The following is a 25,021-nucleotide window of genomic DNA, read 5'->3' as shown; positions in this document are numbered from 1 at the left end:
TAGAGAGCTGTTAGCTCTCGATGGCGACGGTGTCCTCGGGGTCGATATGGACCCCTCCGTCGTCGTCGATCTTCACTACAAAGACCGGTACAGGTTCATAGGCAGGCAAGCTCAAGGGCTTCCCGGTGTCTAGGGAGAAGAGTGAGCCGTGAGCCCAGCACTCGATCGCGCCATCTTCAACAAAGCCTTCAGCAAGCGAGATATCGCCGTGGGTGCAGGTATCGCCAATCGCATGCACCGCACCGGCAGAGTCCTTGACGATACAGATTGCGGTGCCATCGAGCTCAACCCGGTACGCCTTGTTGAGTTCAAGCTCGTCGACGCCGCAGACGCGATGCGCGGTCACGAGCGACTCCCTTGGAGTTCAGATTCAATCGCTGTAGTCAGTCGAGCTTCGAGTTGTTCATCGCCCACCTTTTGCACGATCTCTGCAAGGAAGCCGATTACGACGAGGCGCCGTGCTTCTGCCTCAGAAATTCCGCGAGCCTGGAGGTAGAACAGTTGCTCGTCGTCGAAACGCCCGGTAGCGCTGGCATGGCCAGCACCCTGGATGTCACCGGTTTCGATCTCAAGGTTCGGGATCGAGTCAGCGCGCGTGCCCTCGGTTAGCACCAAGTTTCGGTTCTGCTCGTAGCTGTCGGTGCCGGCACCGCCACTGCCGATCAGTACGTCACCGACCCACACAGTTCGGGCGCCCTCGCCCTGAAGCGCGCCCTTGTAGTTGACGCGGCCGCGAGTTTGCGCCGCTTGGTGGTGCAGGTAGACGCGCTGCTCGAGGTGCTGTCCCGCGTCAGCGAAGTACAGCCCATAGAGTTCGCCGTCGGCGCCCTCCCCCGACAAATGAACTGACGGGTTGACGCGAACGACTTTGCCGCCGAGCGACACGATCGTGTGCTTCAGCGTGGCCGAGCGTCCTACCTGCACGAAGTGACTTGACAGGTGGATAGCATCTGCCGCCCAGTCCTGAACACTCACGAAGTTGAGAGTTGCGCCTTCTTCGACGACAACCTCGACGTTCTCGCTCAATAGTGCCTCGCCGGCGGACTCGATGATCACGGTGGTGTTGCTGTGCGCACCGGCAGTGATCACGGTGTGAGCGCCGCGGGCAGTGGCGCCGAGCGCTGAGCGCGAAATACGCACGGTGCTGTGCTCTTCGCCTGTGAGGGTAATCGCCAGCGCTTGTTCGAAGGTGCTCCACGCGTTAGCGGATGCACGTTCCTCTGGGGCCCCGGCGGAAGCGACCCGGGAGTCGCCCCGTGGAACCCACTCCACCGTCGCTCCTTCTGGCGCGTCGATGGTGATCTCGTACGGTGAACCGTCGAGGGCATCATCGATCAGCGGCTTGACAAGCTTGACCGGAGTCAGCTTCCACTCTGCTTCTAGCCCGTTGACCGCTGCAAAATCGCCGTGTGCGAATGACTTGGGGCGCTCGGAGCGAGTCTGGACGGGAACGAAGCCTTTGTCGCTTGCGTCCCATCCGCCGTCGCTGTGAGCTGTGAGTCCGTGTTGTTCTGGTGTGACGACGGTCATTTAGCCGACGGATCCTTCCATGCTCAGTTCAATGAGCTTATTGAGTTCGAAGGCATACTCCATGGGCAGCTCGCGCGCGATGGGCTCGATGAAGCCGCGGACGATCATCGCCATGGCCTCGTCTTCTTCCATACCGCGAGACTGGAGATAAAAGAGCTGCTCAGCGCTGACTTTCGAGACCGTAGCTTCGTGTCCAAGCTGTACGTCATCCACTCGGATGTCGATGGCAGGGTACGTATCGGAACGCGAAATAGTGTCAACCAGCAGGGCGTCACAACGCACAGTATTAGCCGAGTGATGGGCCTTCTCGTCAACGCGGACTTCTCCACGGTAACCAGCTCGGCCTCCACCACGGGCGACAGACTTCGAAACGATCGACGACGTCGTGTAGGGAGCCATGTGGATCATCTTGGCGCCAGCATCTTGATGCTGACCGGGGCCAGCGAACGCGACGGACAGAGTCTCGCCCTTGGCGTGCTCCCCCACCAGGTAGATCGACGGGTACTTCATGGTGACCTTGGACCCGATGTTGCCATCAATCCATTCCATGGTGGCGCCCTCGTGAGCGATTGCGCGCTTGGTTACGAGGTTGTAGACGTTGTTCGACCAGTTCTGGATCGTCGTGTAGCGAACGCGAGCGTCCTTCTTCACGATGATCTCTACGACTGCGGAGTGCAGGGAGTCCGACTTGTAGATCGGTGCGGTGCAACCCTCGATGTAGTGAACGTAAGAACCCTCGTCAGCGATGATCAGAGTGCGCTCGAACTGGCCCATGTTTTCCGTGTTGATGCGGAAGTAAGCCTGCAGTGGGATTTCTACGTGGACGCCCTTCGGGACGTAGACGAAGGAACCGCCCGACCATACGGCCGTGTTGAGAGCCGCGAACTTGTTGTCGCCGGCGGGGATAACGGAGCCGAAGTACTCGTCGAAGAACTCGGGGTGCTCACGGAGCGCCGTGTCGGTATCCATGAAGATAACGCCTTTAGCTTCAAGCTCAGCGTTGATGGAGTGGAACACGACTTCTGACTCGTACTGAGCGGCAACACCGGAAACGAGGCGATTGCGCTCGGCTTCCGGAATTCCTAGCTTTTCGTAAGTATCGCGGATGTCAGCCGGAAGGTCTTCCCAGGTCTGGGCTTGCTTCTCGGTCGAGCGCACGAAGTATTTGATGTTGTCGAAGTCGATGCCCGACAGGTCGGCACCCCACTTCGGCATAGGTTTACGGCCGAATAGCTCAAGGCCCTTGAGGCGCATTTTGAGCATGGATTCGGGCTCGTTCTTGAGCGTAGAGATGTCGCGAACGACTTCTTCGTTGATGCCCCGTCGTGCAGAGGCTCCTGCAACGTCGGAGTCAGCCCAGCCAAACTCGTACTGGCCTAAGCCGTTGAGTTCCGGACGATCGATCAGCACGTCAGACATTGGTACCTCTTTTCCTACCCCTATCAACCAAGGTGGCTGCGTTGGCATTCCTTCGCACAGCACATTGCCGGGAATATTTCGGGAGGTGCGCGTGCGCTGTGTCATAACACTGCGCGGGCGAACTTAGACTGAAACAGGACAAGCGAGAGATTATCCCGCCGTCAACATTGACTTCCCGGCATGGGCTGTGTTCCTGAACGCGATCCATTCTACAGGCAGAAGACCGAAATAACAGGAGGTACGGCCGTGAAAGCCGTCATCGCACGATTGCCCCACTCTGTCGACGCTCGAGTGAGATTTTTTGCAGTCACTTCGCTCGTGATCCAAATCCTGATTGTGGCGACGGGCGGCGCGGTTCGCTTGACCGGATCCGGGCTCGGATGTCCAACCTGGCCGCTCTGCACCGACGCGTCATTGATCGCGACGCCGGAAATGGGTGTTCATGGCGCTATTGAGTTCGGAAACCGTTTGCTCTCGATCATCGTGGGTTTCGTCGCGATCTTGATGGTGCTGATGGTTCTTCGCATGCGTCGCGAACGCCGCGACCTCATGACGCTGTCCCTCGTAATTTTGGGCGGAACCGTTCTCCAAGGGCTGATCGGCGGACTCTCCGTTCGTGTGCAGCTTGACCCGAGTATCGTGGGCGTGCACTACGCCATCTCGGCGATACTAGTTGCGGTAAGCGCAGCGCTTGTTTACCGCGTCTGGACAGGGCTCCGCGGGCCGGCACTCTCCGTGCCCAAGCCGATCGCGGTTCTCACCCACGTGACGAGTCTCTTCGTCGCGCTAACCATCGTGGCCGGCATCCTGACAACAGGCGCTGGTCCCCACGCTGGCGACGACGGCACGGCGCGAAATGGGCTCGACGCGGGCATCCTGCAGCACGTGCACAGCTGGCCGGGTTACGCGCTGATCGCCGCGACTCTCGCCCTCGTGATTGTGTTGGCTCGCGGCCACCACCGCCGCATCATGGATTTTGCAATCATTCTGCTGGTGCTTGAGATCGTCCAAGCGCTCATCGGAATCATTCAGTCGCGCAGCGGGCTGCCGATTCTTCTCGTCGGCACGCACATGGTGATCGCGTGCACGATCGCTGCGGCGATGACGGCAGTCGTGCTCTCACTACGGCCGAGCATCGCTCAGCAGGAGCGGGATAACGCCACGCCGGCTGCTCGCTAGAGCAGCAGCCCGTTGTTCTCGAGCTAGAACGGGAGCAGCGGGTCGATGCCCACGGCCAAGAAAACCAGCGTCAAATAGCTGATCGAGCTATGGAACACGCGCATGGCCTTGACCTCGCCGTGACGAATCGCTGTGCTGTAGAGGCGGTGCGATTCGATGATGAACCAAGCACCGCTCAGGGCAGCGACGAGCGTGTAGAGGATTCCCATTCCCGCGACTGGTACCAGCAGGAGTGAACACACCACAGTCGCCCAAGCGTAAAGAATGACCTGGAGCCCTACGGCCGCGCGGCCGCGAACGACGGCCAGCATCGGAACGCCAACCGACTGGTAGTCCGCGCGATACTTCATCGACAACGGCCAGTAGTGCGGGGGCGTCCACAAGAAGACGACGGCGAAAAGAATGAATGCGGACCACGAGAGATCTCCGGTCACAGCGGCCCAACCGATGAGCACGGGCATGCATCCCGCGATTCCGCCCCAGATGATGTTTTGCGGCGTGCGGCGCTTCAAGAGCAAGGTGTAAATAAAGACGTAGAAGAGAATGGCGAACAGCGAGAGCGCAGCAGCCAGCCAATTGGTGAGGACGCCGAGCCAGACTACGGAGCCGACACCACTGATCCAAGCAAACATCAGCGCTTCGCGATCGCTGAGTTCCCCGGTGACCAGCGGACGGTTCTTCGTGCGGTCCATGATGCGGTCGATATCGCGGTCGATGTAGCAATTGAACGCGTTCGCCGATGAGGCGCTCAGGATACCGCCGACGAGCGTAGCGAGAACGAGCCAGAGATTGGGGATCCCGTTTGCCGCGAGGACCATGACGGGCACGGTTGTAACGAGAAGAAGTTCGATTACGCGCGGTTTAGTCAGTGCGACATAGGCGCGAATCTTACGAAGGAAGCCAATGTGTTCCTGCTGCGTGGGGGCTTCTAACGTGACATCCATACCTACGATTGTAATCTGCATAACGAATTGCTTTGACCGTGCTCGTAACTAGGCAGCGATCGGTTGCGCTGTTCCCTATACTTGGGTTGCCCGCCTGTCGGTAGAACGCTTGTTCGCAGCTCTTGTGAAGCAAGAAACTGCTGAATGAGCCAATGTTGTCGCGTGGCGGGTCGTTCATGTGCCCTGATCGTTCTCGGTCGGGCACTTCGCTTGCAGAAGGGTCATTAATTCTCATGGCAGCTTTTCAATGGGATCACATCGACAACAAAGCGGTAGATACCGCTCGAATTCTGGCGGCTGATGCTGTTGAGAAGGTAGGTAACGGGCATCCCGGTACCGCGATGAGCCTGGCGCCTGCAGCGTACTTGCTCTTTCAGAAAGTCATGCGTCGCGACCCAAGCGACGACCAGTGGATCGGCCGCGACCGATTCATCCTCTCCGTGGGCCACAGCTCACTCACTCAGTACGTTCAGTTGTACTTGGCCGGATACGGTCTCGAACTTGACGACCTCAAGGCCCTTCGCACCTGGGGCTCGCTCACACCAGGTCACCCGGAATTCGGGCACACCAAGGGTGTTGAGATCACTACTGGTCCTCTTGGCCAGGGTATTGCCTCCTCCGTCGGCTTTGCCTACGCGGCGCGTTACGAGCGCGGACTGTTCGATCCCGAGGCCGCGGCGGGCACAAGCCCCTTCGATCACTTCGTTTACGTCATTGCGGGCGATGGCGACCTGCAAGAGGGCGTTTCCGCCGAAGCGTCGTCGCTTGCCGGTCACCAGCAGCTCGGCAACCTCATCGCGATCTACGACAGCAACCAGATTTCGATCGAAGACGACACCAACATCGCGTTCACTGAGAACGTTCAGATGCGCTACGAGGCCTACAACTGGCACGTTCAGGTAGTCGACTGGAAGAAGACTGGCGAGTATGTCGAAGACGTAGAAGCGCTCAATGCGGCGATCGAAACTGCCCAATCGGTCACTGATCAGCCTTCGTTGATCATCCTTCGCACCATCATCGGATGGCCGGCCCCCACCAAACAGAACACGGGAAAGATTCACGGCTCTGCTTTGGGCGCCGATGAACTGGCCGCAACGAAGGTTGCGATGGGTCTCGATCCAGCACAGAGCTTCGTCGTGGATGACGACGTCATCACTCACACGCGCTTGGCCGTTGAGCGCGGCAAGCAGCAACGTGCTGAGTGGACCGAAAGCTTCGACAAGTGGGCTGAGGCAAATCCTGAGCGCAAGACATTGCTCGATCGCGTGCTCTCCGGTGCTCTTCCCGAGGGCATCGATGATGCACTCCCCCAGTTCGAAGCTGGCAAGGACGTATCCACTCGCGCTGCGAGCGGCAAGGTCCTGGGTGCTATCGGAGCGGTTATGCCCGAACTCTGGGGTGGCTCCTCTGACCTCGCAGAGTCGAACCTCACCACAATCGCTGGCGGACAGTCGTTTATCCCCGCGGAGCACTCCACCGGCGAATGGAGTGGAAACGAGTACGGTCGCGTACTCCACTTCGGTATCCGCGAGCACGCCATGGGCGCAATCATCAACGGCATCGTGCTGCACGGAAATACCCGTGTATTCGGCGGTACCTTCCTGATCTTTAGCGACTACATGCGTCCCGCAGTGCGTCTTGCTGCTCTGATGGCAGTGCCGTCGATCTTTGTCTGGACCCACGACTCGATCGCTCTGGGTGAAGATGGGCCGACTCACCAGCCGATTGAACAGCTGGCAAGCCTGCGCATGATCCCGGGTATGGATGTCGTACGCCCGGCCGACGCAAACGAAACGGCGTGGGCGTGGAAGACGATCCTTGAGCGCCGTAACGGTCCTGCTGGTATTGCGCTGACTCGCCAAAACGTACCGACGTTTGAACGCGGAGATGCCGCAGCTAGCGGCGAGACGTTCGCTTCGGCCTCTAACGTGGCCAAGGGAGCGTATGTGCTCGCTGAAGCTCCGAATGGAACGCCCGACGTGATCCTGATCGCGACCGGTTCTGAGGTTCAGCTCGCCGTTGAGGCGCGCGAGACGCTCAAGGCTGACGGAATCAATGCTCGCGTTGTGTCGGCGCCGAGCCTTGAGTGGTTCGCAGAGCAGTCTGAGGAATACCGCGAGTCTGTTTTGCCTTCTACTGTTCGCGCACGCGTGTCAGTCGAAGCGGGAGTTTCCACCGGATGGCGCGAGTATGTAGGCGACGCCGGTCGCAGCATCTCGATCGACCACTTCGGCGCATCCGCTGATTACAAGACGCTTTTCCGTGAGTTTGGCATCACCACCGAGGCCGTTGTGGCCGCCGCACGCGATTCACTGGATGCCGTTTAGGCACCCCCAGTCAAGGAGATAACAATGACCAACGAAACACCCACCGCAGCGCTCTCCGACCTCGGAGTAAGCATCTGGCTCGACGACCTTTCCCGTGAACGCATCAACTCAGGCGGACTGCAGGAGCTGATGGCATCACGCAACGTCGTCGGAGTGACTACAAACCCCACGATCTTCGCAACAGCTCTGGCCAAGGGCGAGGCATACGACGAGCAGGTTGCAGCTCTTGCCGCCAAGGGCACGAGCGTGACCGACGCCGTGTTCGAGATCACTACCGATGACGTCGCTGCTGCTAGCGACATCTTTCGCCCCGTTTACGATGCGACAGCTGGCCGTGACGGTCGCGTATCCATCGAAGTTGAGCCTGGACTAGCCCACGATGCTGCCGGCACCATTGCGCAAGCGCAGCAGCTCTGGGCGAAGGTTGCCCGCGAGAACGCCATGATCAAGATCCCGGCAACGGTCGAGGGCCTCGAAGCGATCACTGCAACGATCGCCGCTGGCATCAGCGTCAACGTCACGCTGATCTTCAGCTTGGCTCGCCACCGGGACGTCATTGAGGCTTACCTCACTGGTCTCGAGAAGGCTCACGCTGCTGGCCACGACCTGTCAAAGATCCACTCGGTCGCTTCGTTCTTCGTGTCTCGTGTTGACACCGAAATCGACAAGCGACTTGATGCTCTCGGTACCGACGACGCTAAGGCTCTCAAGAGCAAGGCGGGCGTCGCCAATGCACGTCTGGCCTACGAGGTCTTCGAGAATGCCTTCGCTACGCCACGTGCCCAGACTCTCATTGCCGCCGGAGCGAACAAGCAGCGTCCGTTATGGGCATCCACAGGTGTCAAAGACCCGAGCCTTCCCGACACGCTGTACGTCACTGAGCTCGCCGTCGCTGACACCGTCAACACGATGCCGGAAAAGACTCTGGAAGCTACGTTCGATCACGGAGTCATCGAAGGTGAGCAGGTTACTTCGAACTATGACGCGGCGAACGTCACTTTGGACGCCCTTGCTGAACTCGGCATTTCCTATGACGAAGTCACGGCGCTTCTCGAAAAAGAGGGCGTTGAGAAGTTCATCGTTTCCTGGAACGAGCTCCTTGACACGGTATCCGCAGCGCTAGAGGCCGCAAAATGAGCGTAAAGCTCGCGGTATCGGGAGCGGCTGCCGAAGCCGTCAGCCGAATTGTTCCGCAGCTAGTGAACGATCTCGTCGCGAGTCGAATCACCGGCGGCGACGCCACCCTGTGGGGCCCCGATGCTGAAGCGGAATCGGCTAAGCGTCTTGGTTGGGTCGAGGCTGTCTCTGTCGGTCGCCCGATGATCGACGACATCTACGCATTGCGCGACAAGTTGCGTGCAGCTGGAGTCGACCACTTTGTACTCGGTGGCATGGGCGGTTCCTCGCTCGCTCCTGAGGTCATCACTCGCACCTATGGCGTCGAGCTCACGGTACTCGATTCGACCGACCCGGCTCAGGTACAGGCTGCCTTGGCGGATCGCTTGCAATCGACTGCGGTTGTGATCTCCTCGAAGTCGGGTTCGACCCTCGAGACGGACTCGCAGAAGCGTATCTACGAGAAGTTCTTCACCGACGCTGGCATCGACCCACGGGAACGAATCATCATCGTCACCGATCCTGGTTCGCCGCTCGACGTTGCGGCTCGCGCTGCGGGCTATCGCGTTTTCAACGCGGATCCGAACGTTGGCGGACGTTACTCCGCCCTCACAGCATTCGGTCTCGTTCCGTCCGGGCTTGCCGGTGTCGATCTTGCTGAGCTTCTCGACGAAGCCGAAGCGGTCATGGTCGAGCTTGCGGTGGACAACGAGAGCAACCCTGGTCTCGTACTCGGTGCCGCAATCGCCGGTGCTGACCCTCGCAAGGATAAGTTGGGCATCGTTACCGATGGCACTCATATCCTTGGCTTCGGAGACTGGGCGGAGCAGCTCATCGCTGAGTCGACAGGAAAGCTGGGAACCGGCATTCTGCCCGTCGTTCTGCAGCCGGACTCCCCCGAAATCGATGAGGGACTTGACGATCTACAGATCGTCCGCCTCGTCGGCGATTGGGATGACACGAAAGAGGTTGTCGAAGGCGAGATCGAGATTGCTGGGTCTCTCGGTGGACAGCTATTGCTGTGGGAGTACGCGACGGTTGTCGCGGGCCGCCTTCTCGGCATCAATCCCTTTGACCAACCGGATGTTGAAGCTGCAAAGAATGCAGCGCGCGAGCTCATCGACAACCCGACGCCGCCGCAGGCGCCTACCTTCGTCGCTGGGGATATCGAAGTCCGCGGTACCGATGATGTAGTCGCCGGTAGCACGGACCTCGCCGGTGTTATCTCGTCGTTGCTGTCCTACCTCGATGACGATGGGTACGTCGCTATTCAGGCCTACGCCGACCGCACTGCTTATCCAGAGCTCGCAGAGATTCGCGAACGTGCTGCAGCCCGCGCTAAGCGACCGGTGACCTTCGGCTGGGGACCTCGGTTCTTGCATTCGACTGGACAATTCCACAAGGGTGGGCCCGCAGTAGGCGTGTTCCTGCAGATCATCGTTGTCGAAGATACCGACCTGCAGATCCCGGACCGTCCGTTCACCTTCGGTGAGCTCATCCGCGCTCAGGCTGCGGGAGACGCAAGCGTTCTCGCTGGGCACGGCCGTCCAGTATTGAGCCTCACGGTGTCGAATCCGAAGGTTTCGTTGCCGCTCGTTCTCGACGCGATCGGATAGCTGCCGCTCGTTAGCGCAGCGTACAGAGGAGAAGCATGCCCCCCGTTGACATCAGTGCCGACTTTAACCCGCTCCGTTTGGCGTCGGACCGCCGGCTGAATCGCATTGCAGGCCCGAGCGCTTTAGTAATTTTCGGCGTGACCGGAGATCTATCCCGTAAGAAACTGATGCCGGCCGTGTACGACCTGGCCAACCGGGGGCTGCTTCCTCCTGGCTTCGCACTCGTGGGCTTCGCTCGCAGAGACTGGGAAGACCAAGATTTTGAGAAGGTCGTGCACGACGCCGTAAAACAGTACGCGCGCACTCCCTTCGACGAGGACGTGTGGAATCAACTTGCTCAAGGCATTCGTTTTGTGCAGGGCGAGTTCGACGATGCGGCGGCATTCGAGCGACTCAAAGATACTTTGGCTGACTTGGATAAAGAACGCGGCACGATGGGTAACCATGCGTTCTACCTCTCGATTCCACCCAAATCGTTCCCCCAGGTAACCGAACAACTTCGCAACTCGGGTCTGGCTGAGCAACGCGAGGGCCGGTGGAGCCGAGTCGTGATTGAGAAGCCTTTCGGGAGCGATCTTCACACCGCGCGCGAACTCAATGATGTCGTGGAGTCGGTATTCCCTCCCGACAGCGTGTTCCGCATCGACCATTACCTCGGCAAAGAGACAGTACAGAATATTCTCGCGCTGCGGTTCGCCAACCAGCTGTACGAACCTCTCTGGAACTCGAACCACGTCGATCATGTGCAGATCACGATGGCTGAAGACATTGGCGTCGGGGGTCGTGCCGGATACTACGACGGCATCGGTGCGGCTCGCGACGTCATTCAGAATCACCTTCTGCAACTACTCGCGCTCACCGCTATGGAAGAGCCAGTGTCGTTCGACGCGGCCGACCTCCGTGCTGAGAAGGAGAAGGTTCTCTCTGCTGTGCGCCTCCCCCAGAACCTCGGAGAACACACTGCTCGCGGACAATACGCGGGTGGTTGGCAGGGCGGCGAAAAAGTGACCGGTTTCCTCGACGAAGACGGCATGAACCCTCAGTCAACTACCGAGACTTACGCTGCGATCCGCCTCGATATCGGTACGCGGCGTTGGTCTGGTGTGCCGTTCTACCTTCGCGCCGGTAAGCGGTTGGGTCGACGGGTCACTGAGATCGCGGTCGTTTTCAAACGCGCACCGCAGTACCTCTTCGAGGAGAGCCGCACATCAGCACTAGGCCAGAACGCGCTCGTTATTCGAGTGCAGCCTGACGAAGGCGTCACGATTCGTTTCGGTTCCAAAGTGCCCGGTGCAGAAATGCACGTTCGCGACGTCACAATGGACTTCGGATACGGCCACGCCTTCACTGAGGCAAGCCCGGAAGCCTACGAACGATTGATTCTCGACGTCCTCCTCGGCGATCCCCCATTGTTCCCTCGTCACGAAGAGGTTGAGCTCAGCTGGAAAATTCTCGATCCCATTGAAGAGTTCTGGGCAACGCAGGGTGCCCCAGAGCAATACCGTCCCGGAACATGGGGCCCGAAGTCTGCCGATGACCTCATGGAGCGCGACGGCAGAGTCTGGAGACGACCATGATCGTTGATTTGCCCAATACCACCACGGCCAAGATCTCAAAGGCGCTCGTTCGCATTCGAGAAGACGGTGGTGCAGTTGCTCTTGGACGCGTACTCACGCTGATTATCGCGACGGAGTTTGGGAACGAGGAAGAAGCCATCGAGGCGGCTAACGACGCCTCGCGTGAACACCCCATGCGCGTTCTCGTGGTCTCGACCAGCCCGACAGCTCCGTCGTCGGACGAGGAAGCTCGAGTGGACGCGCAGATTCGAGTAGGCGGCGATGCCGGAGCAAGTGAAGTCATCGTCGTGACGGCCTACGGCGACGCCGCGCTCGATCAAGAGAGCCTTGTCACTGGGCTCCTGCTGCCGGATGCGCCCGTAGTCGCATGGTGGCCCGGAGAAGGCCCTGAGAGTGCATCCGAATCGCCGCTAGGCCGAATTGCGCAGCGGCGCATCACGGACGCAGCAGCAAGCGCCTCTCCACTCGACGCGATGCACCGCATGTGCAAGACGTATGTTCCTGGCGACACTGACTTTGCATGGACTCGGCTTACGCTGTGGCGAGCTCAGTTGGCGGCTGTCCTCGATCAGCCTCCTTACGAGCCGATCACCGCTGTCACCGTGAACGGCGCCGCAGACTCCGCCTCCACGATGCTGCTCGCAGCGTGGCTACAGATGCAGCTTGAAGTTACCGTGACGCTCGAAGTCGCGGAGGGATCGCCGGTCCCCACGGGAATTCATGCTGTTGTGCTTGAACGCGCCTCTGGCACTATCACTCTGGAGCGCAACGTGGCATCGATTGCTACGCTCACGCAGCCAGATCAGCCGGTGCACGACATTTCACTGCCCCGTCGCAGCCTTCGCGACTGTCTCTCAGAGGAACTGCGCCGGCTCGACCCCGACAAGCTGTTTGGAAACGTCGTTCGATACGGCGTGAGCGAGATCACCGGTGTCGAAATCGAAAAGTATGTGAAGGCAAAAATCTCATGAGTAACGAGCGTCGTGCAATAGTCCACCCCAACAAGACTGAGTTAGCTCAGGCTGTCGCGGCACATTTCCTCTCCAAAGTTCCGCATATTATCGAGGAATTTGATGAAGCCACTGTTGTATTGACCGGTGGCACCATGGGTCAAGCAGTGCTCGCCGCCATCAACAAGTCACCGCAACGAGACGCCGTCGACTGGTCGCGCGTCAATTTCTGGTGGGGCGATGAACGGTGGCTTCCCGCAGGAGATCCCGAGCGCAACGACGCCCAGGCGCGCGCTGCACTTCTCGATCACATTCCGGTCAATCCCGCCCGTATTCACGCGGTCGCCGCGTCTGACTCCGGCTTGTCTCTGGATGACGCGGCTCAGGCGTACGCCAATGATCTCCGCGCGCACGCAGCCCGCAATGGCCGATACCCAAACTTCGACATCGTTTTTCTGGGCGTTGGTCCCGATGGACACATCGCATCGCTGTTCCCCGAGCGCGAAGGCATTCGCGAGCAAGAGCGCACAGTAATTGCAGTCCGCAACTCCCCTAAACCGCCCGACGAACGTGTCAGCCTCACGCTTCCCGTCATCAACTCCTCGGTGCGCATCTGGGCAGTCGTCGCGGGCGCCGATAAGGCGTCGGCGCTTGGGCTTACGCTTGCCGGCGCGAGCTACAACGAGGTGCCCGCAGCCGGCCTCGAAGGACGTCGCAAAACGTTGTTCCTCGTCGATCAAGAAGCCGCCGCCCAAGTTCCGGCTTCGCTCATCGATCCCGGACAGTTCTGGACGAGCGCGGACTCCACCGACGAGCACTAGGAATTGGCATTGGCATTGGCATTGGCTCATGCTCATTAATTGAGTTGAGCAACATAGATGCAACAGAAAGGCCCCCACGGTAACCGTGGGGGCCTTTCTCTTGCATGAAATCGGTGAGTGTTTTGCGACAGGATCTGACCGAAGCTACACGTCAGTCTTAATCGCTAGGACGTGCTGGTTCCGCGACGAGTACGTAGCTGCACAAGCGCTTCGTCGAGCAGACCGGCAGCCTCATCATCGCTACGACGTTCCTTCACATAAGCCAAATGAGTTTTATACGGCTCAAGTTTCGCGACCGACGGCGGATTCTCTCTATCCCGACCCGCGGGAAGCCCCGTCGAGGGCGAATTAATCGTCTCTGGGATATCTTCTTCGGGCACGTTGGCAGCAAAAGCTCGAACGGTTTCGTTGCCAGCAGCGTCCCAGTAGGAGATTTGCACGCGCTCGGCCTGAAAACCGCGATCTTGCTCACCCATCGGGCCCGAGCCTACGCGCGAACCACGAATTGCACTTCCACCTGACGCCATTGTGTTCCTTCGTTTGAGGCTAGAGGTTCTTAGGCGCCGTCGAACTTGGTGATGAGGCCAAGAACCACGATGCAGCTGATCCACACAATGCCGAGGATCACCGTAATACGGTTGAGGTTGCGTTCCGCAACACCCGACGCCCCGAGGTTGGATGTGACTCCTCCTCCGAACATATCGGAGAGACCTCCACCGCGACCGCGGTGAAGAAGGATAAGAAGTGTGAGCAGCAAGCTCGTGATAGCGAGCAATACCTGCAGCACAACCTGGAGAATTTCCACAAAGAACCTTTCGAACAGGCCGTAGCGGCCTCGAACAGTATAGCGTTTAGGTGCCGACGTGCTTGGAGAAGCGCGAGATGCTGGCAAATTCGGCCACATCAAGGCTCGCGCCGCCCACGAGGGCGCCGTCGATGTTCGGCTCTCGCATGAGACTTGCGATGTTGCTCGACTTCACGGAGCCGCCGTAGAGGATACGGGTGGCTGCGGCCACGTCATCGCCGAGCACTTCAGCAAGCGTCTCACGGAGACGGGCAGCTACCTGTTCTGCCTGTTCCGGAGTCGCGGCCTTGCCGGAGCCGATAGCCCAAACAGGCTCATAGGCTACGACGATCTCGGGCGTGCCCGTGATCCCGGCTAGTCCAGCTTTGAGCTGAGCGACGGGAACGGCGCTAGGTCCGTGAGCTTCGAGGTCGTCGGCAGTTTCGCCCACGCACAAGACAGGAACGAGGCCGTGCTTGAGCGACGCAGCAACCTTGCGAGCGAGTTGCTCGTCGGTCTCACCGTGCATCGTTCGACGCTCTGAGTGGCCGACCAGAACATAGCGGCAGTCGAGAGAAGCGAGGAACGCCCCCGAGATCTCCCCCGTGTAAGCACCGGAATCGTACTCAGAGACATCTTGGCCTCCGAAGCGGACGTCAAGCTTGTCAGCCGCGACGAGGGTCTGTACGGACCGCAGGTCAGTGAACGGAGGAAAGACGGCTACCTCTGCGCCATCGACACCAAAATCGTGATTTGCGTCCTTGAGTGTCCATGCAAGCTTCTGCACGAAGGCGATCGATTGAAGATGGTCGAGATTCATCTTCCAGTTGCCCGCAATGAGCGGGACGCGCTTTACCTTTGCCATCCGAGTACCTCCAGTCCGGGAAGCTGCTTGCCCTCAAGGAACTCGAGGCTTGCACCGCCACCCGTAGAAATGTGACCAAATTGGTCGTCGTCAAAACCTAATGCGCGCACTGCAGCGGCTGAGTCGCCGCCACCTACGACGCCGAAACCGTCGGTATCGGTCAGTGCCTGAGCGATCGCCTTCGTACCCGCGGCGAACGCCGGGAACTCGAACACGCCCATCGGGCCGTTCCAGAAGACAGTCTTCGACTCGCGAATTACCTGAGCGAACCGCGCTGCGGTCTCAGGACCGATGTCGAGGCCGATGCCGGAAGCACCGAATTCAGTATCTTCGATCGCGTGCGCTGACGTAACAACGTGTGCTGCGTCGGGGCCGAATGATGCGGCCACGGCGATATCAGTGGGCAGCACGATTTCGACACCAAGCTCATCCGCTTGCGCCAGATAGCGCTTAACGGTCTCGAGCTGGTCTTGCTCAAGAAGGCTTGCTCCGACTTTGTAACCCTGGGCAGCAAGGAAGGTGAAGAGCATTCCACCACCGACAAGGAGCGAGTTGACACGAGGGAGCAGCGCTCCGATCACATCGAGTTTGTCGGATACCTTGGAACCGCCTAAGACAACGGTGTACGGACGCTCCGGGGTGACCGTGAGTCGCTCGAGAACGTCCAGTTCGGTCTCGATGAGCAATCCTGCGGCGCTCGGAAGCGCTTGAGCAAGCTCGAAAACGCTAGCTTGTTTGCGGTGCACAACCCCGAAACCGTCAGAGACGAACGCGTCGCCGAAGCGAGCGAGCTTGCGAGCAAACTCAGCGCGCTCGGTCTCTGACTTCGAAGTTTCACCGGAGTTGAACCGCAGATTCTCCAACAGCGCTACGCCACAGTCTTCGAGTTCCGCGACGGCCTGTTCGGCCGCGTGACCTACTGTGTCCTTGGCGAACACGACTGCCTTGCCCAACAGCTCCGAGAGTCGCTGAGCGACAGGCTCGAGGCTGTACTGAGCATCGGGTTCCCCTCCGGGGCGACCCAGGTGAGAAACGATAACCACTCGAGCGCCCTCGTTGATGAGAGCGTTGAGCGTCGGCAGGGACGCGCGGATGCGACCGTCGTCGGTGATCTGACCGTCCTTGAGGGGAACATTCAGATCACACCGGACGATGACGCGTTTTCCGCGCAAGTCGGAGAGCGTTGAAAGAGTTCTGAGGCTCATGATCGTTGAGAGTTAGAGGCGTGCGCCGACGAACTCTGCAACGTCAACGAGGCGGTTGGAGTAACCCCACTCGTTGTCGTACCACGATGCAACCTTGACCTGGTTGCCGATGACCTTGGTGAGACCAGCGTCGAAGATCGACGAGTGCGGGTCGCCAACGATGTCGGTCGAGACGATCGCGTCTTCGGTGTACTTGAGGATTCCCTTGAGGGGGCCCTCAGCCGCTGCCTTGTACGCCGCGTTGATTTGCTCGACGGTGACGTCTGCGGTCGTGGTCAGCGTGAGGTCCGTGATCGAACCGGTGATGACAGGGACGCGCAGTGCGTAGCCATCGAGCTTGCCCACGAGTTCGGGGATAACGAGACCAAGAGCTTTGGCGGCACCAGTCGAGGTCGGGATGATGTTCTGCGCTGCAGCGCGTGCACGACGCAGGTCGCCATGCGGGCCATCCTGAAGGTTCTGGTCAGCCGTGTACGCGTGAACCGTGGTCATGAACCCAGTCTCGATACCGAAGTTGTCCATAAACACCTTGGCGAGAGGAGCCAAGCAGTTCGTGGTGCACGATGCGTTCGAGATGATGTTGTGAATAGCCGAGTCGTAGATGTCTTCGTTCACTCCGAGAACCAACGTAGCGACGTCGTCGCCCGAAGCCGGTGCCGAAACGATGACCTTCTTGGCGCCCGCAGCAATGTGCTTGGCGGCATCCACTGACTTAGTGAAGTGGCCCGTCGACTCGATGACGATGTCGACACCCAACTCGCCCCAGGGCAGGTTGGAGGGGTCGCGCTCGGCAAACACCTTGATGGCCTTGCCATCAACGACGATCTGCTCGTCATCAAACGTAACGTCAGCGTTGAGACGACCAGTGATGGTGTCGTACTTGAGCAGATGAGCGAGCGTCTTGTTGTCTGTCAGGTCGTTAACAGCAACGATTTCAATGTTGCTGTCCTTGGCCATAGCCGCTCGAAAGAAGTTGCGACCAATGCGACCGAAACCATTAATACCGATTTTTACGCTCACTGTTACTCCAGAAAATCAGGCGTCTACGACGCGTCGTGCTGTAGTGGTGGGGGTGTTGCATTTAGCGGAGACAGGGCTTAAGCCGGGGCCTAACCCGGCCACGATGCCGCTACGAGAGTAGCAGGAGACCGTTTGTCTTCGAGCGAGCTGCGCTGAAGCGGTCTTGTACGTTTGCCCAGTCAACGATGTTCCAGAACGCCTTGACGTAGTCGGCACGAACGTTCTTGTAGTCCAGGTAGTACGCGTGCTCCCACACATCGAGCATGAGGAGCGGCACGATACCGGCGGGAAGGTTTCCCTGCTGATCGAAGAACTGAACGATGATCAGTCGTTCTCCAATCGAATCCCAGGCGAGGACCGCCCAGCCGGAGCCTTGGACGCCCATGGCCGTAGCGGTGAAGTGCGCCGTGAACTTGTCGAATGAACCGAAATGGTCGTCAATCGCGCTCTCGAGGTCGCCTGTTGGCTTGTCGCCACCATTGGGCGACATGTTGGTCCAGAAAATTGAGTGGTTGACGTGGCCGCCGAGGTTGAAGGCCAAGTCTTTCTCGAGCTTGTTCACGTTGGCCAAATTGCCGGAATCGCGGGCCTCTGCAAGGCCCGCAATCGCTGCGTTCGCACCCGTGACGTAGGCCTGGTGGTGCTTGCTGTGGTGGAGCTCCATAATCATCGCGCTGATGCTTGGCTCAAGCGCGGAGTAGTCGTACGAGAGTTCGGGAAGAGTGTAGTCAGCCATCGAAAGTCCTCCTAGGATCTAGATTCCTGAACCGGCTGTAAGCACGGACAGGCGATGTTTCCAGTCTAACCACGTCCATGCGACACTCGTGCCGCATGGAGGAAACGCTAAGCCTCGTCCAGCTCCGCAGGAAGGTTGGCCTCGGTACCCGCGACACCCAGATCGCTCGCTCGCTTATCAGCCATCGCGAGCAAACGACGAATACGGCCAGCCACCGCATCTTTAGTCATGGGCGGATCAGCATGATGACCGAGCTCGTCGAGGCTCGAGTCGCGGTGACTCAGACGAAGCTCCCCCGCGTAGCGAAGATGCTGGGGCACGTCATCACCCAGGATCTCGAGCGCACGCTCAACGCGTGCACAGGCCGCGACCGCTGCTTGAGCCGAGCGACGCAAGTTAGCGTCGTCGAAGTTCACCAGACGGTTGGCGGTGGCACGCACTTCTCGGCGTTGACGAAGCTCATTCCAGCTCACCACGGTTGTATTCGCACCCATGATCGTGAGCATGGCGCTGATCGCTTCACCGTCGCGAACGACCACACGATGTACTCCACGGACTTCACGAGCCTTGGCTGCGACGCGAAGTCGGCCAGCCGCACCCACCAGCGCCATGGCAGCTTCATTGCCGGGGCATGTTACTTCGAGGGCAGCAGAACGACCTGGATCGGTCAGAGAGCCGGCTGCGAGGAAAGCTCCGCGCCACACAGCCGCGAGTTCTCCCCGGCCGCCGGTGGTCACTCGGTTGGGAAGTCCACGGATTGGGCGCCTACGAGCATCCAGAAGCCCGGTCTGACGAGCCAAGGTCTCTCCCCCGTCGAGCACCCGGACGAGCAGGTTGTTAGTTCGGCGGCCGCCGCCAGAAGAGGCGACGCGCGAAATCTCCGAACGAACTCCGTACAGTTCCGCTATGTCGCGGCGTACCCGGCGCGCGAGCAATTCGCTCTCCACCTCCGACTCCACCGCGATGCGGCCGGAAATCAGGTGAAGCCCGCCGGAGAAACGCAAAATCGTCGCGAGCTCAGCAGCACGCTCGCTTGTCTTACCTAACTGAATTCGTGCCAGTTCGTCTTTGACTTCAGCAGTTAATGCCACTAACTGGCCTTCCTTTGAGATGACGGTCCTGTTGGATGAGTAATCTACTCTCGTCCACGGTCCCGATGCTTGATACTGACGGCTACACCGGGCAGGCCGCTAAGAATAGCTGACAACTCTTCGGCAATCGCGACGGAACGGTGTTTGCCACCAGTACAGCCGATCGCGATCGTTGCGTGTCGTTTATTCTCGCGTTGATACCCGGCGAATACAGGTTCGAGGGCTCGTGCGTAATCCGCAACGAACTCCTGTGCTCCGGGCGCCCCAACAACATAGGCACGAACGCGTTCATCGAGTCCATCTAATGCTTTGAGTTCGGGCTCCCAGAAAGGATTGGGTAAGAATCTGCAGTCAGCAACCATGTCGGCGTCTGCTGGAAGACCGTACTTAAATCCGAAGCTCTCAATAGTAATACGCAATCCAGCATCGTTCTCCGCAGAGAACTTCTCGATGATGGTGGTGGCGAGTTGGTGGATGTTGAGATCCGTCGTGTCGATGATGATGTCGCTGTTCGAACGAATCTCTGCCATGCGGGTTCTTTCCGCAGCGATGCCGTCTAGCGGGGTGCCCTCTTCTTGGAGTGGGTGCGGCCGACGTACTTGCTCGAAACGGCGCACGAGAGCGGCGTCCTCTGCATCCAGAAAGAGAACTCGCAGGGACGTCGACGCACGCAATGCTTCGATCGCATGCTGCGCATCGGAGAAAAGCTTTCCGCCGCGCACGTCGATGACAGCCGCGACTCGAGGAAGCGAGTCACCCGCACGGTGTGCAAGGTCAACCAGAGGCAAAAGCATCTGCGGCGGGAGATTGTCGACCACGTACCATCCGAGGTCTTCTAGGGCATTGCCAACAGTCGAGCGCCCGGCGCCTGACATGCCGGTCACAATGAGTACTTCCTGCTGCTCTGTGACGGGTTTCATGGTGTGTTTAGACTACCTGAGCTAGCGCTGGCTCAACTTCTCGATTATCGCGGCCGCTGTGGTTTGGCCGATGCCCGGGACTTCGCTCATCTGCTCGGGGGTAGCAGCTTTGAGCCTTGCGACCGAGCCGAAGTGCTGAAGCAGGGCCTTAATGCGCGATGGTCCGAGGCCAGGCACCGTGGAAAGAATCGAAGAGATGTCCTTCGAGCGTCGTTGCCGCTGGTGGGTGATCGCGAAGCGGTGCGCTTCATCGCGGATACGTTGGATCAAAAAGAGCGCGTCGCTATTACGAGGCAAGATGACGGGATAGTCGGAATCCGGGAGCCAAATTTCTTCCAAGCGCTTCGCGATTCCTGCCAGTTGAATCCCAGAAACGCCTGACTCTTCGAGGGCACGCTGTGCAGCGTTTACCTGAGGTTGACCACCATCAACGATGAGCAGCTGGGGTGGATAGGCAAACTTTGATACCGGTGCTGCGGCTTCGTCGCCTTCGGACGCGCGCGCGATCGCGTTCGCTGGCGAGGCTTCTGGCGAAGTCGTGGCAACGACAGCAGCGCGATCGCTCGTTGCGCCGCTGTCGCCTTCGGGCGCGGTAGGCACCGCATCTCCGGCAGCGAGGTAGGCAAGCCGGCGCTTCAACACTTGGTAGATCGAGTCGGTGTCGTCGGTTGTCTCCACAATGTTGAAGCGACGGTAGTGCTGTTTTTTGGGCAATCCGTCTTCGAAGACGACCATAGAGGCGACGACATTGGTTCCGGAAAGGTGTGAAACGTCAAAGCATTCCATCCGAAGCGGAGCCTCGGACATGCCCAGTGCCTCTTGGATATCGGCGAGTGCTTGCGAACGTGCAACGAAGTCACCGCTGCGTTTGGATTTGTAGAGCATGAGCGCGTTTTTTGCGTTGGTCTCAACGGTTTGCGCAAGCGCAGCTTTTTCGCCACGCTGGGCAATTCTCAGTCGAACCCGAGCACCAAGGCCGCGCCGTTGAGCGAGCCATTCCTCGAGCACTGTGCTGTCATCAGGCAGCGCTGGCACGAGCACATCTCGGGGTGGAGCGGTGTCGTCATATGCGTTCTGGAGGACCGACTCAACGAGCCCGCCAAGATCGACATCAAGCTCTTTATCGACGACCCAGCCGCGTACTCCACGGATACGTCCGCCGCGCACTATGAACTGTTGAACTGCAGCGGCAAGCTCGTCGTGAGCGATGCCAAAGAAGTCGGCGTCGACATCCTCGGAGAGCACGATCTGATTCTTCGCTAGAGCGGTTTCCATCGCTCCGATCTGATCACGGTAGCGAGCAGCTGACTCGTAGTCTTGCGTGACCGCAGCATCCGTCATTCTGACCCGGATGGAGTCCAACATACGAGAGTCGTTGCCCGCCATGAATGACGCAAAATCAAGGGCTATCGACTTGTGATCCTCTTGAGATACCCGGCCAACGCACGGTGCGGCGCACTTGCCGATGTCTCCGAGAAGACAGGGCCGCCCGGTCTGCTGTGCGCGTTTGTAAACCGAAGTGGAGCAGCTTCGCATGGGGAATGCCTTGAGCAAGACGTCGACCGTGTCTCGGATGGCCCACGCCCGAGAGTACGGGCCGAAATAGCGAGCATTGGGGAGGTTGCGATTGCGAGTGACCAAAACCCGAGGAACGTCATCACCCATCGTGATTGCCAAATACGGGTAGGACTTATCGTCCTTGTACTGAACGTTGAACGGCGGGTCGAACTCCTTGATCCAGGTGTACTCGAGTTGGAGCGCTTCAAAGTCATTTCCGACAATCGTCCATTCGACATTGGACGCTGAGAGCACCATTCGCCGCGTTCGCTCATGGAGAGTGGTTAGCGGCGCGAAATAGTTGCTCAATCGCGCTCTCAGGTTCTTGGCCTTACCGACGTAGAGCACGCGCTTGTTATCGTCAATGAACCGGTAGACGCCCGGCTGCGGAGGAATATCACCCGCGCGAGGGCGCCATGCGACAGTCTTAGCCACGTCGGCCCCCTTGCTCTCTAGACACGATTTCGGCTCAACACCTCGGCCAAGAATTGACCTGTATGGCTACCGGCGACCTTGGCTACCTTTTCGGGCGTGCCCGTCGAGAGCAACTCACCGCCGCCAGAGCCACCTTCAGGACCGAGGTCGATAAGCCAGTCTGCAGACTTGATGACGTCAAGATTGTGCTCAATAACGATCACCGTGTTGCCCTTGTCGACGAGCCCGTTGAGCACGAGGAGAAGTTTGCGCACGTCTTCGAAGTGAAGGCCAGTCGTAGGCTCATCGAGAACGTAGATGCTTCGCCCCATCGAACGTTTCTGCAGTTCAGTGGCGAGCTTCACGCGCTGGGCTTCACCACCGGAAAGGGTGGTCGCGCTCTGGCCGAGTCGTACGTAGCCGAGTCCGACATCCTCGAGCGTCTTTAGGAAACGGTGGATGCTTGAAATCGCTTCGAAGAATTCGGCGGCTTCGCTGATCGGCATGTCGAGCACTTCGGCAATGTTCTTCGCTTTGTACTTCACGGCGAGGGTGTCGCGGTTGTATCGCGCTCCGCCGCAGACTTCGCAGGCAACATAAACGTCGGGAAGGAAGTTCATTTCTATCTTGATCGTGCCGTCGCCCGAACAGTTCTCGCAGCGCCCTCCCTTGACGTTGAAACTGAAGCGACCGGGAAGATAACCTCGCGCTTTCGCATCGGCGGTGTCGGAGAAGAGGGTGCGAATCTTATCGAACACTCCGGTGTAAGTAGCGGGGTTCGAACGCGGTGTACGGCCGATCGGGTTCTGATCAACGTGAACTACCTTGTCGAGGTTCTCAAGACCGGTGATACGCGTGTGCTTGCCTGGAATCTGGCGCGCGCCGTTCAACTCATTGGCGAGCACCTTGTAGAGGATGTCATTGACAAGGCTAGATTTTCCTGACCCGCTCACGCCGGTGACCGCCGTAAAAGTTCCCAGCGGAAACTTGACGGTGAGATTCTTGAGGTTGTTAGCCTTGGCGCCTTCGACGACGATCTGGCGATTCTTGTCTACGGGACGACGCTTTTTCGGCGTTTCGATAGCTTTCCGTCCGGACAAATAGTCGGCAGTGATCGAGTCTGTGTTCTTGAGAAGGTCGGTGTAGGAGCCGGAGTGAACAACCTCTCCACCGTGCTCCCCCGCTCCCGGACCGATGTCGACGACCCAGTCGGCGGTACGAATCGTATCTTCATCGTGCTCGACGACGATAAGTGTGTTGCCGAGGTTCTTCAGTTTCACCAGTGTCTCAATCAACCGACGATTGTCGCGCTGGTGAAGGCCAATGCTGGGTTCGTCGAGAACATAAAGAACGCCGGTGAGCCCAGAGCCGATCTGGGTCGCCAAGCGGATGCGCTGCGCTTCTCCACCACTCAGGGTTGCCGCAGCACGCGCGAGGTTGAGATAGCTGAGCCCTACCTCGACGAGGAACTCGAGGCGAAGACGGATTTCGCGCAGCACCTGAGCGGCAATTCGGGCATCGCGAGCGGAGAGCTCGAGCTCGTTCATGAATCCGTATGCGTCGATCAGGCTGAGCTCACAGATATCCGAAATGCTGTTGTCAGCAACGGTTACGGCCAAGACCTCAGGCTTGAGCCGCTTTCCGTCGCACACAGGACACGGAATTTCGCGAAGGTAAGCGGCATAGCGTTGACGCTGCACGTCAGTCTCGGCCTCGAGGTACTTGCGTTCGATATACGGGATAACGCCTTCGAAGCCCGTCGAGTACTTCATCTCACGGCCGTAGCGGTTCTTCCACTTGACCGAAACCTTGAAGTCGTTGCCGCGAAGCACAGCCTCACGCACATCTTCAGGTAACTGGCCCCACGGGGTATCCAGAGAGAAGTCGAGATCACGCGAGAGGCCATCGAGCAGCTTCTCAAAGTAGTTGTACAGCCCCTTACCGGACTGAGCCCAAGGAAGAATTGCGCCTTCGGCGAGGCTGACAGAGTCATCGGCCACGAGCAGTTCAGCATCGATCGACATGCGAGTGCCGAGGCCCGAACATTCTGGACAGGCTCCAAACGGAGCGTTGAACGAAAACGTGCGCGGTTCGATCTCCGTCAGCTGAATCGGGTGGTTATTCGGGCACGAAAGCTTCTCAGAGAACGAACGCCACGCAGCGTCTCCCTCCTCGTCGACGAAGTTGATGGCAACGGTGCCGTCCGTGAGTCGAAGTGCCGTTTCGAGAGAGTCAGTCAGGCGAGTGAGGATGTCATCGCTGGCAACCAAGCGGTCGACCACGACTGATATATCGTGTTTCACCTGCTTCTTAAGCTTGGGTGGATCGCTGAGCTGCACAACATCACCGTCAACAATGGCGCGCGAGTAGCCACCAGACGCGAGCTCCGCAAAGAGGTCGACGAACTCGCCTTTTTTCTGTGAGACGACGGGGCTCACCACCTGGTAGCGAGTTCCGCTCTCGAGTTTCATCAGCTGGTCGGCGATTTGTTGCACTGACTGGCGTTCGATCTTCTCACCACACACCGCACAATGAGGCACACCAATGCGCGCCCACAACAGACGCATGTAGTCGTAGATCTCCGTAATGGTGCCGACGGTAGAGCGAGGATTGCGGTTAGTCGACTTCTGATCGATCGAAACCGCAGGACTCAAACCCTCGATGAAGTCGACATCGGGTCGATCGACTTGGCCCAGAAACTGACGGGCGTAGGCCGACAGAGATTCGACGTAGCGGCGCTGACCTTCCGCGAAGATCGTGTCGAAAGCGAGGCTCGACTTACCGGAACCCGACAGGCCAGTAAATACGACAAGAGAATCGCGCGGAATCTCTAGGTCAACGTTCTTGAGATTGTGAACCCGAGCGCCACGGACGCTGAGGTGAGAATTGGGGATCGACTGTGCAGTAGTCACTCTATCTATTCTACGGAGACCACTGACATTGGCGGGAC

Annotated in this window: 21 protein-coding genes; 7 read left to right on the top strand and 14 right to left on the bottom strand. The window is 59.0% G+C overall.

The genetic code is table 11. The annotated features are described in order from the left end of the window. Nucleotides 1-10: 10 nt before the first annotated feature. The 3 genes from I6E58_RS08385 to sufB are packed head-to-tail and all read right to left on the bottom strand — an operon-like array spanning nucleotide 11 to nucleotide 2,949. Nucleotides 11-346, bottom strand: a complete 336-nt coding sequence (locus I6E58_RS08385) for a non-heme iron oxygenase ferredoxin subunit (protein WP_197132209.1) — start codon at nucleotides 344-346, stop codon at nucleotides 11-13. Further along, nucleotides 343-1,530, bottom strand: a complete 1,188-nt coding sequence (gene sufD / locus I6E58_RS08380; protein WP_197132206.1) for a Fe-S cluster assembly protein SufD — start codon at nucleotides 1,528-1,530, stop codon at nucleotides 343-345. The genes I6E58_RS08385 and sufD overlap by 4 nt, the downstream gene beginning before the upstream one ends. Next, nucleotides 1,531-2,949 carry a Fe-S cluster assembly protein SufB gene (sufB, locus tag I6E58_RS08375; protein ID WP_197132204.1) on the bottom strand — a complete coding sequence of 473 codons (1,419 nt, stop codon included), beginning with the start codon at nucleotides 2,947-2,949 and terminating at the stop codon, nucleotides 1,531-1,533. Nucleotides 2,950-3,195: 246 nt separating this feature from the next. Between sufB and I6E58_RS08370 the strand changes: the two genes are divergently transcribed. Next, nucleotides 3,196-4,128 (top strand): heme A synthase, encoded by a 933-nt coding sequence (locus I6E58_RS08370; RefSeq protein ID WP_197132202.1) that lies wholly within the window; start codon nucleotides 3,196-3,198, stop codon nucleotides 4,126-4,128. A 23-nt stretch (nucleotides 4,129-4,151) separates the two neighbouring features. Here the strand turns inward: I6E58_RS08370 and I6E58_RS08365 are convergent, their stop codons facing one another. Next, on the bottom strand, nucleotides 4,152-5,072 hold the full coding sequence (locus tag I6E58_RS08365; RefSeq protein ID WP_197132200.1) for a heme o synthase: 921 nt from the start codon (nucleotides 5,070-5,072) through the stop codon (nucleotides 4,152-4,154). Nucleotides 5,073-5,305: 233 nt separating this feature from the next. Here I6E58_RS08365 and tkt point away from each other — a divergent pair, with 233 nt between their 5' ends. From tkt to pgl, 6 genes are read left to right on the top strand one after another with little or no spacing between them, the layout of a single operon-like run. Continuing rightward, nucleotides 5,306-7,399 carry a transketolase gene (tkt, locus tag I6E58_RS08360; RefSeq protein WP_197132198.1) on the top strand — a complete coding sequence of 698 codons (2,094 nt, stop codon included), beginning with the start codon at nucleotides 5,306-5,308 and terminating at the stop codon, nucleotides 7,397-7,399. Nucleotides 7,400-7,423: 24 nt separating this feature from the next. Continuing rightward, a complete protein-coding gene (tal, locus tag I6E58_RS08355) occupies nucleotides 7,424-8,536 on the top strand; it encodes a transaldolase (protein ID WP_197132197.1) in 1,113 nt (370 codons plus the stop codon). Continuing rightward, nucleotides 8,533-10,131: a glucose-6-phosphate isomerase gene (locus tag I6E58_RS08350; RefSeq protein ID WP_197132195.1), complete on the top strand. Its 1,599-nt coding sequence runs from the start codon at nucleotides 8,533-8,535 to the stop codon at nucleotides 10,129-10,131. Before tal ends, I6E58_RS08350 begins: the two co-directional genes overlap by 4 nt. Nucleotides 10,132-10,166: 35 nt before the next feature. Continuing rightward, nucleotides 10,167-11,708 carry a glucose-6-phosphate dehydrogenase gene (gene zwf / locus I6E58_RS08345; RefSeq protein WP_197132193.1) on the top strand — a complete coding sequence of 514 codons (1,542 nt, stop codon included), beginning with the start codon at nucleotides 10,167-10,169 and terminating at the stop codon, nucleotides 11,706-11,708. Next, the gene (locus I6E58_RS08340; RefSeq protein WP_197132190.1) at nucleotides 11,705-12,679 is read left to right on the top strand and encodes a glucose-6-phosphate dehydrogenase assembly protein OpcA; all 975 of its coding nucleotides are present in this window, start codon (nucleotides 11,705-11,707) and stop codon (nucleotides 12,677-12,679) included. The genes zwf and I6E58_RS08340 overlap by 4 nt, the downstream gene beginning before the upstream one ends. Then, entirely contained in the window at nucleotides 12,676-13,479 is an 804-nt protein-coding gene (pgl, locus tag I6E58_RS08335; protein WP_129071426.1) for a 6-phosphogluconolactonase, read from the top strand. The genes I6E58_RS08340 and pgl overlap by 4 nt, the downstream gene beginning before the upstream one ends. Before the next feature lie 164 nt (nucleotides 13,480-13,643). Here pgl and I6E58_RS08330 read toward each other — a convergent pair whose 3' ends face one another. The 10 genes from I6E58_RS08330 to uvrA all read right to left on the bottom strand — a co-directional run bounded on the left by I6E58_RS08330 (nucleotide 13,644) and on the right by uvrA (nucleotide 24,983). Continuing rightward, nucleotides 13,644-14,006, bottom strand: coding sequence for an RNA polymerase-binding protein RbpA (locus I6E58_RS08330; RefSeq protein WP_197132187.1), 363 nt, complete (start codon nucleotides 14,004-14,006; stop codon nucleotides 13,644-13,646). A 29-nt stretch (nucleotides 14,007-14,035) separates the two neighbouring features. After that, complete coding sequence (gene secG / locus I6E58_RS08325; protein ID WP_129071428.1) at nucleotides 14,036-14,284, bottom strand: preprotein translocase subunit SecG; 249 nt, start codon at nucleotides 14,282-14,284, stop codon at nucleotides 14,036-14,038. Nucleotides 14,285-14,330: 46 nt separating this feature from the next. Beyond that, nucleotides 14,331-15,128, bottom strand: a complete 798-nt coding sequence (gene tpiA, locus I6E58_RS08320; protein ID WP_197132184.1) for a triose-phosphate isomerase — start codon at nucleotides 15,126-15,128, stop codon at nucleotides 14,331-14,333. After that, a complete protein-coding gene (gene pgk / locus I6E58_RS08315; protein ID WP_197132181.1) occupies nucleotides 15,116-16,333 on the bottom strand; it encodes a phosphoglycerate kinase in 1,218 nt (405 codons plus the stop codon). The genes tpiA and pgk overlap by 13 nt, the downstream gene beginning before the upstream one ends. A 12-nt stretch (nucleotides 16,334-16,345) precedes the next feature. Then, nucleotides 16,346-17,353, bottom strand: a complete 1,008-nt coding sequence (gene gap, locus I6E58_RS08310; protein ID WP_197132178.1) for a type I glyceraldehyde-3-phosphate dehydrogenase — start codon at nucleotides 17,351-17,353, stop codon at nucleotides 16,346-16,348. Between the two features lie 109 nt (nucleotides 17,354-17,462). Next, entirely contained in the window at nucleotides 17,463-18,089 is a 627-nt protein-coding gene (locus I6E58_RS08305; protein WP_100388972.1) for a superoxide dismutase, read from the bottom strand. Between the two features lie 107 nt (nucleotides 18,090-18,196). After that, complete coding sequence (whiA, locus tag I6E58_RS08300; RefSeq protein ID WP_197132175.1) at nucleotides 18,197-19,180, bottom strand: DNA-binding protein WhiA; 984 nt, start codon at nucleotides 19,178-19,180, stop codon at nucleotides 18,197-18,199. 44 nt (nucleotides 19,181-19,224) lie between these two features. Then, nucleotides 19,225-20,100 carry an RNase adapter RapZ gene (rapZ, locus tag I6E58_RS08295; RefSeq protein ID WP_197132172.1) on the bottom strand — a complete coding sequence of 292 codons (876 nt, stop codon included), beginning with the start codon at nucleotides 20,098-20,100 and terminating at the stop codon, nucleotides 19,225-19,227. 21 nt (nucleotides 20,101-20,121) lie between these two features. After that, nucleotides 20,122-22,092: an excinuclease ABC subunit UvrC gene (gene uvrC / locus I6E58_RS08290; RefSeq protein ID WP_197132169.1), complete on the bottom strand. Its 1,971-nt coding sequence runs from the start codon at nucleotides 22,090-22,092 to the stop codon at nucleotides 20,122-20,124. 17 nt (nucleotides 22,093-22,109) lie between these two features. Continuing rightward, on the bottom strand, nucleotides 22,110-24,983 hold the full coding sequence (gene uvrA, locus I6E58_RS08285) for an excinuclease ABC subunit UvrA (RefSeq protein WP_197132167.1): 2,874 nt from the start codon (nucleotides 24,981-24,983) through the stop codon (nucleotides 22,110-22,112). Between the last annotated feature and the right edge of the window lie 38 nt (nucleotides 24,984-25,021).

The sequence above is a fragment of the Salinibacterium sp. SWN1162 genome (assembly GCF_015864675.1).
Classification (GTDB): Bacteria; Actinomycetota; Actinomycetes; order Actinomycetales; family Microbacteriaceae; genus Rhodoglobus.
The sequence above is the reverse complement of the archived record's forward strand: the minus strand, read 5'-3'. Positions and strand labels throughout refer to the sequence as shown.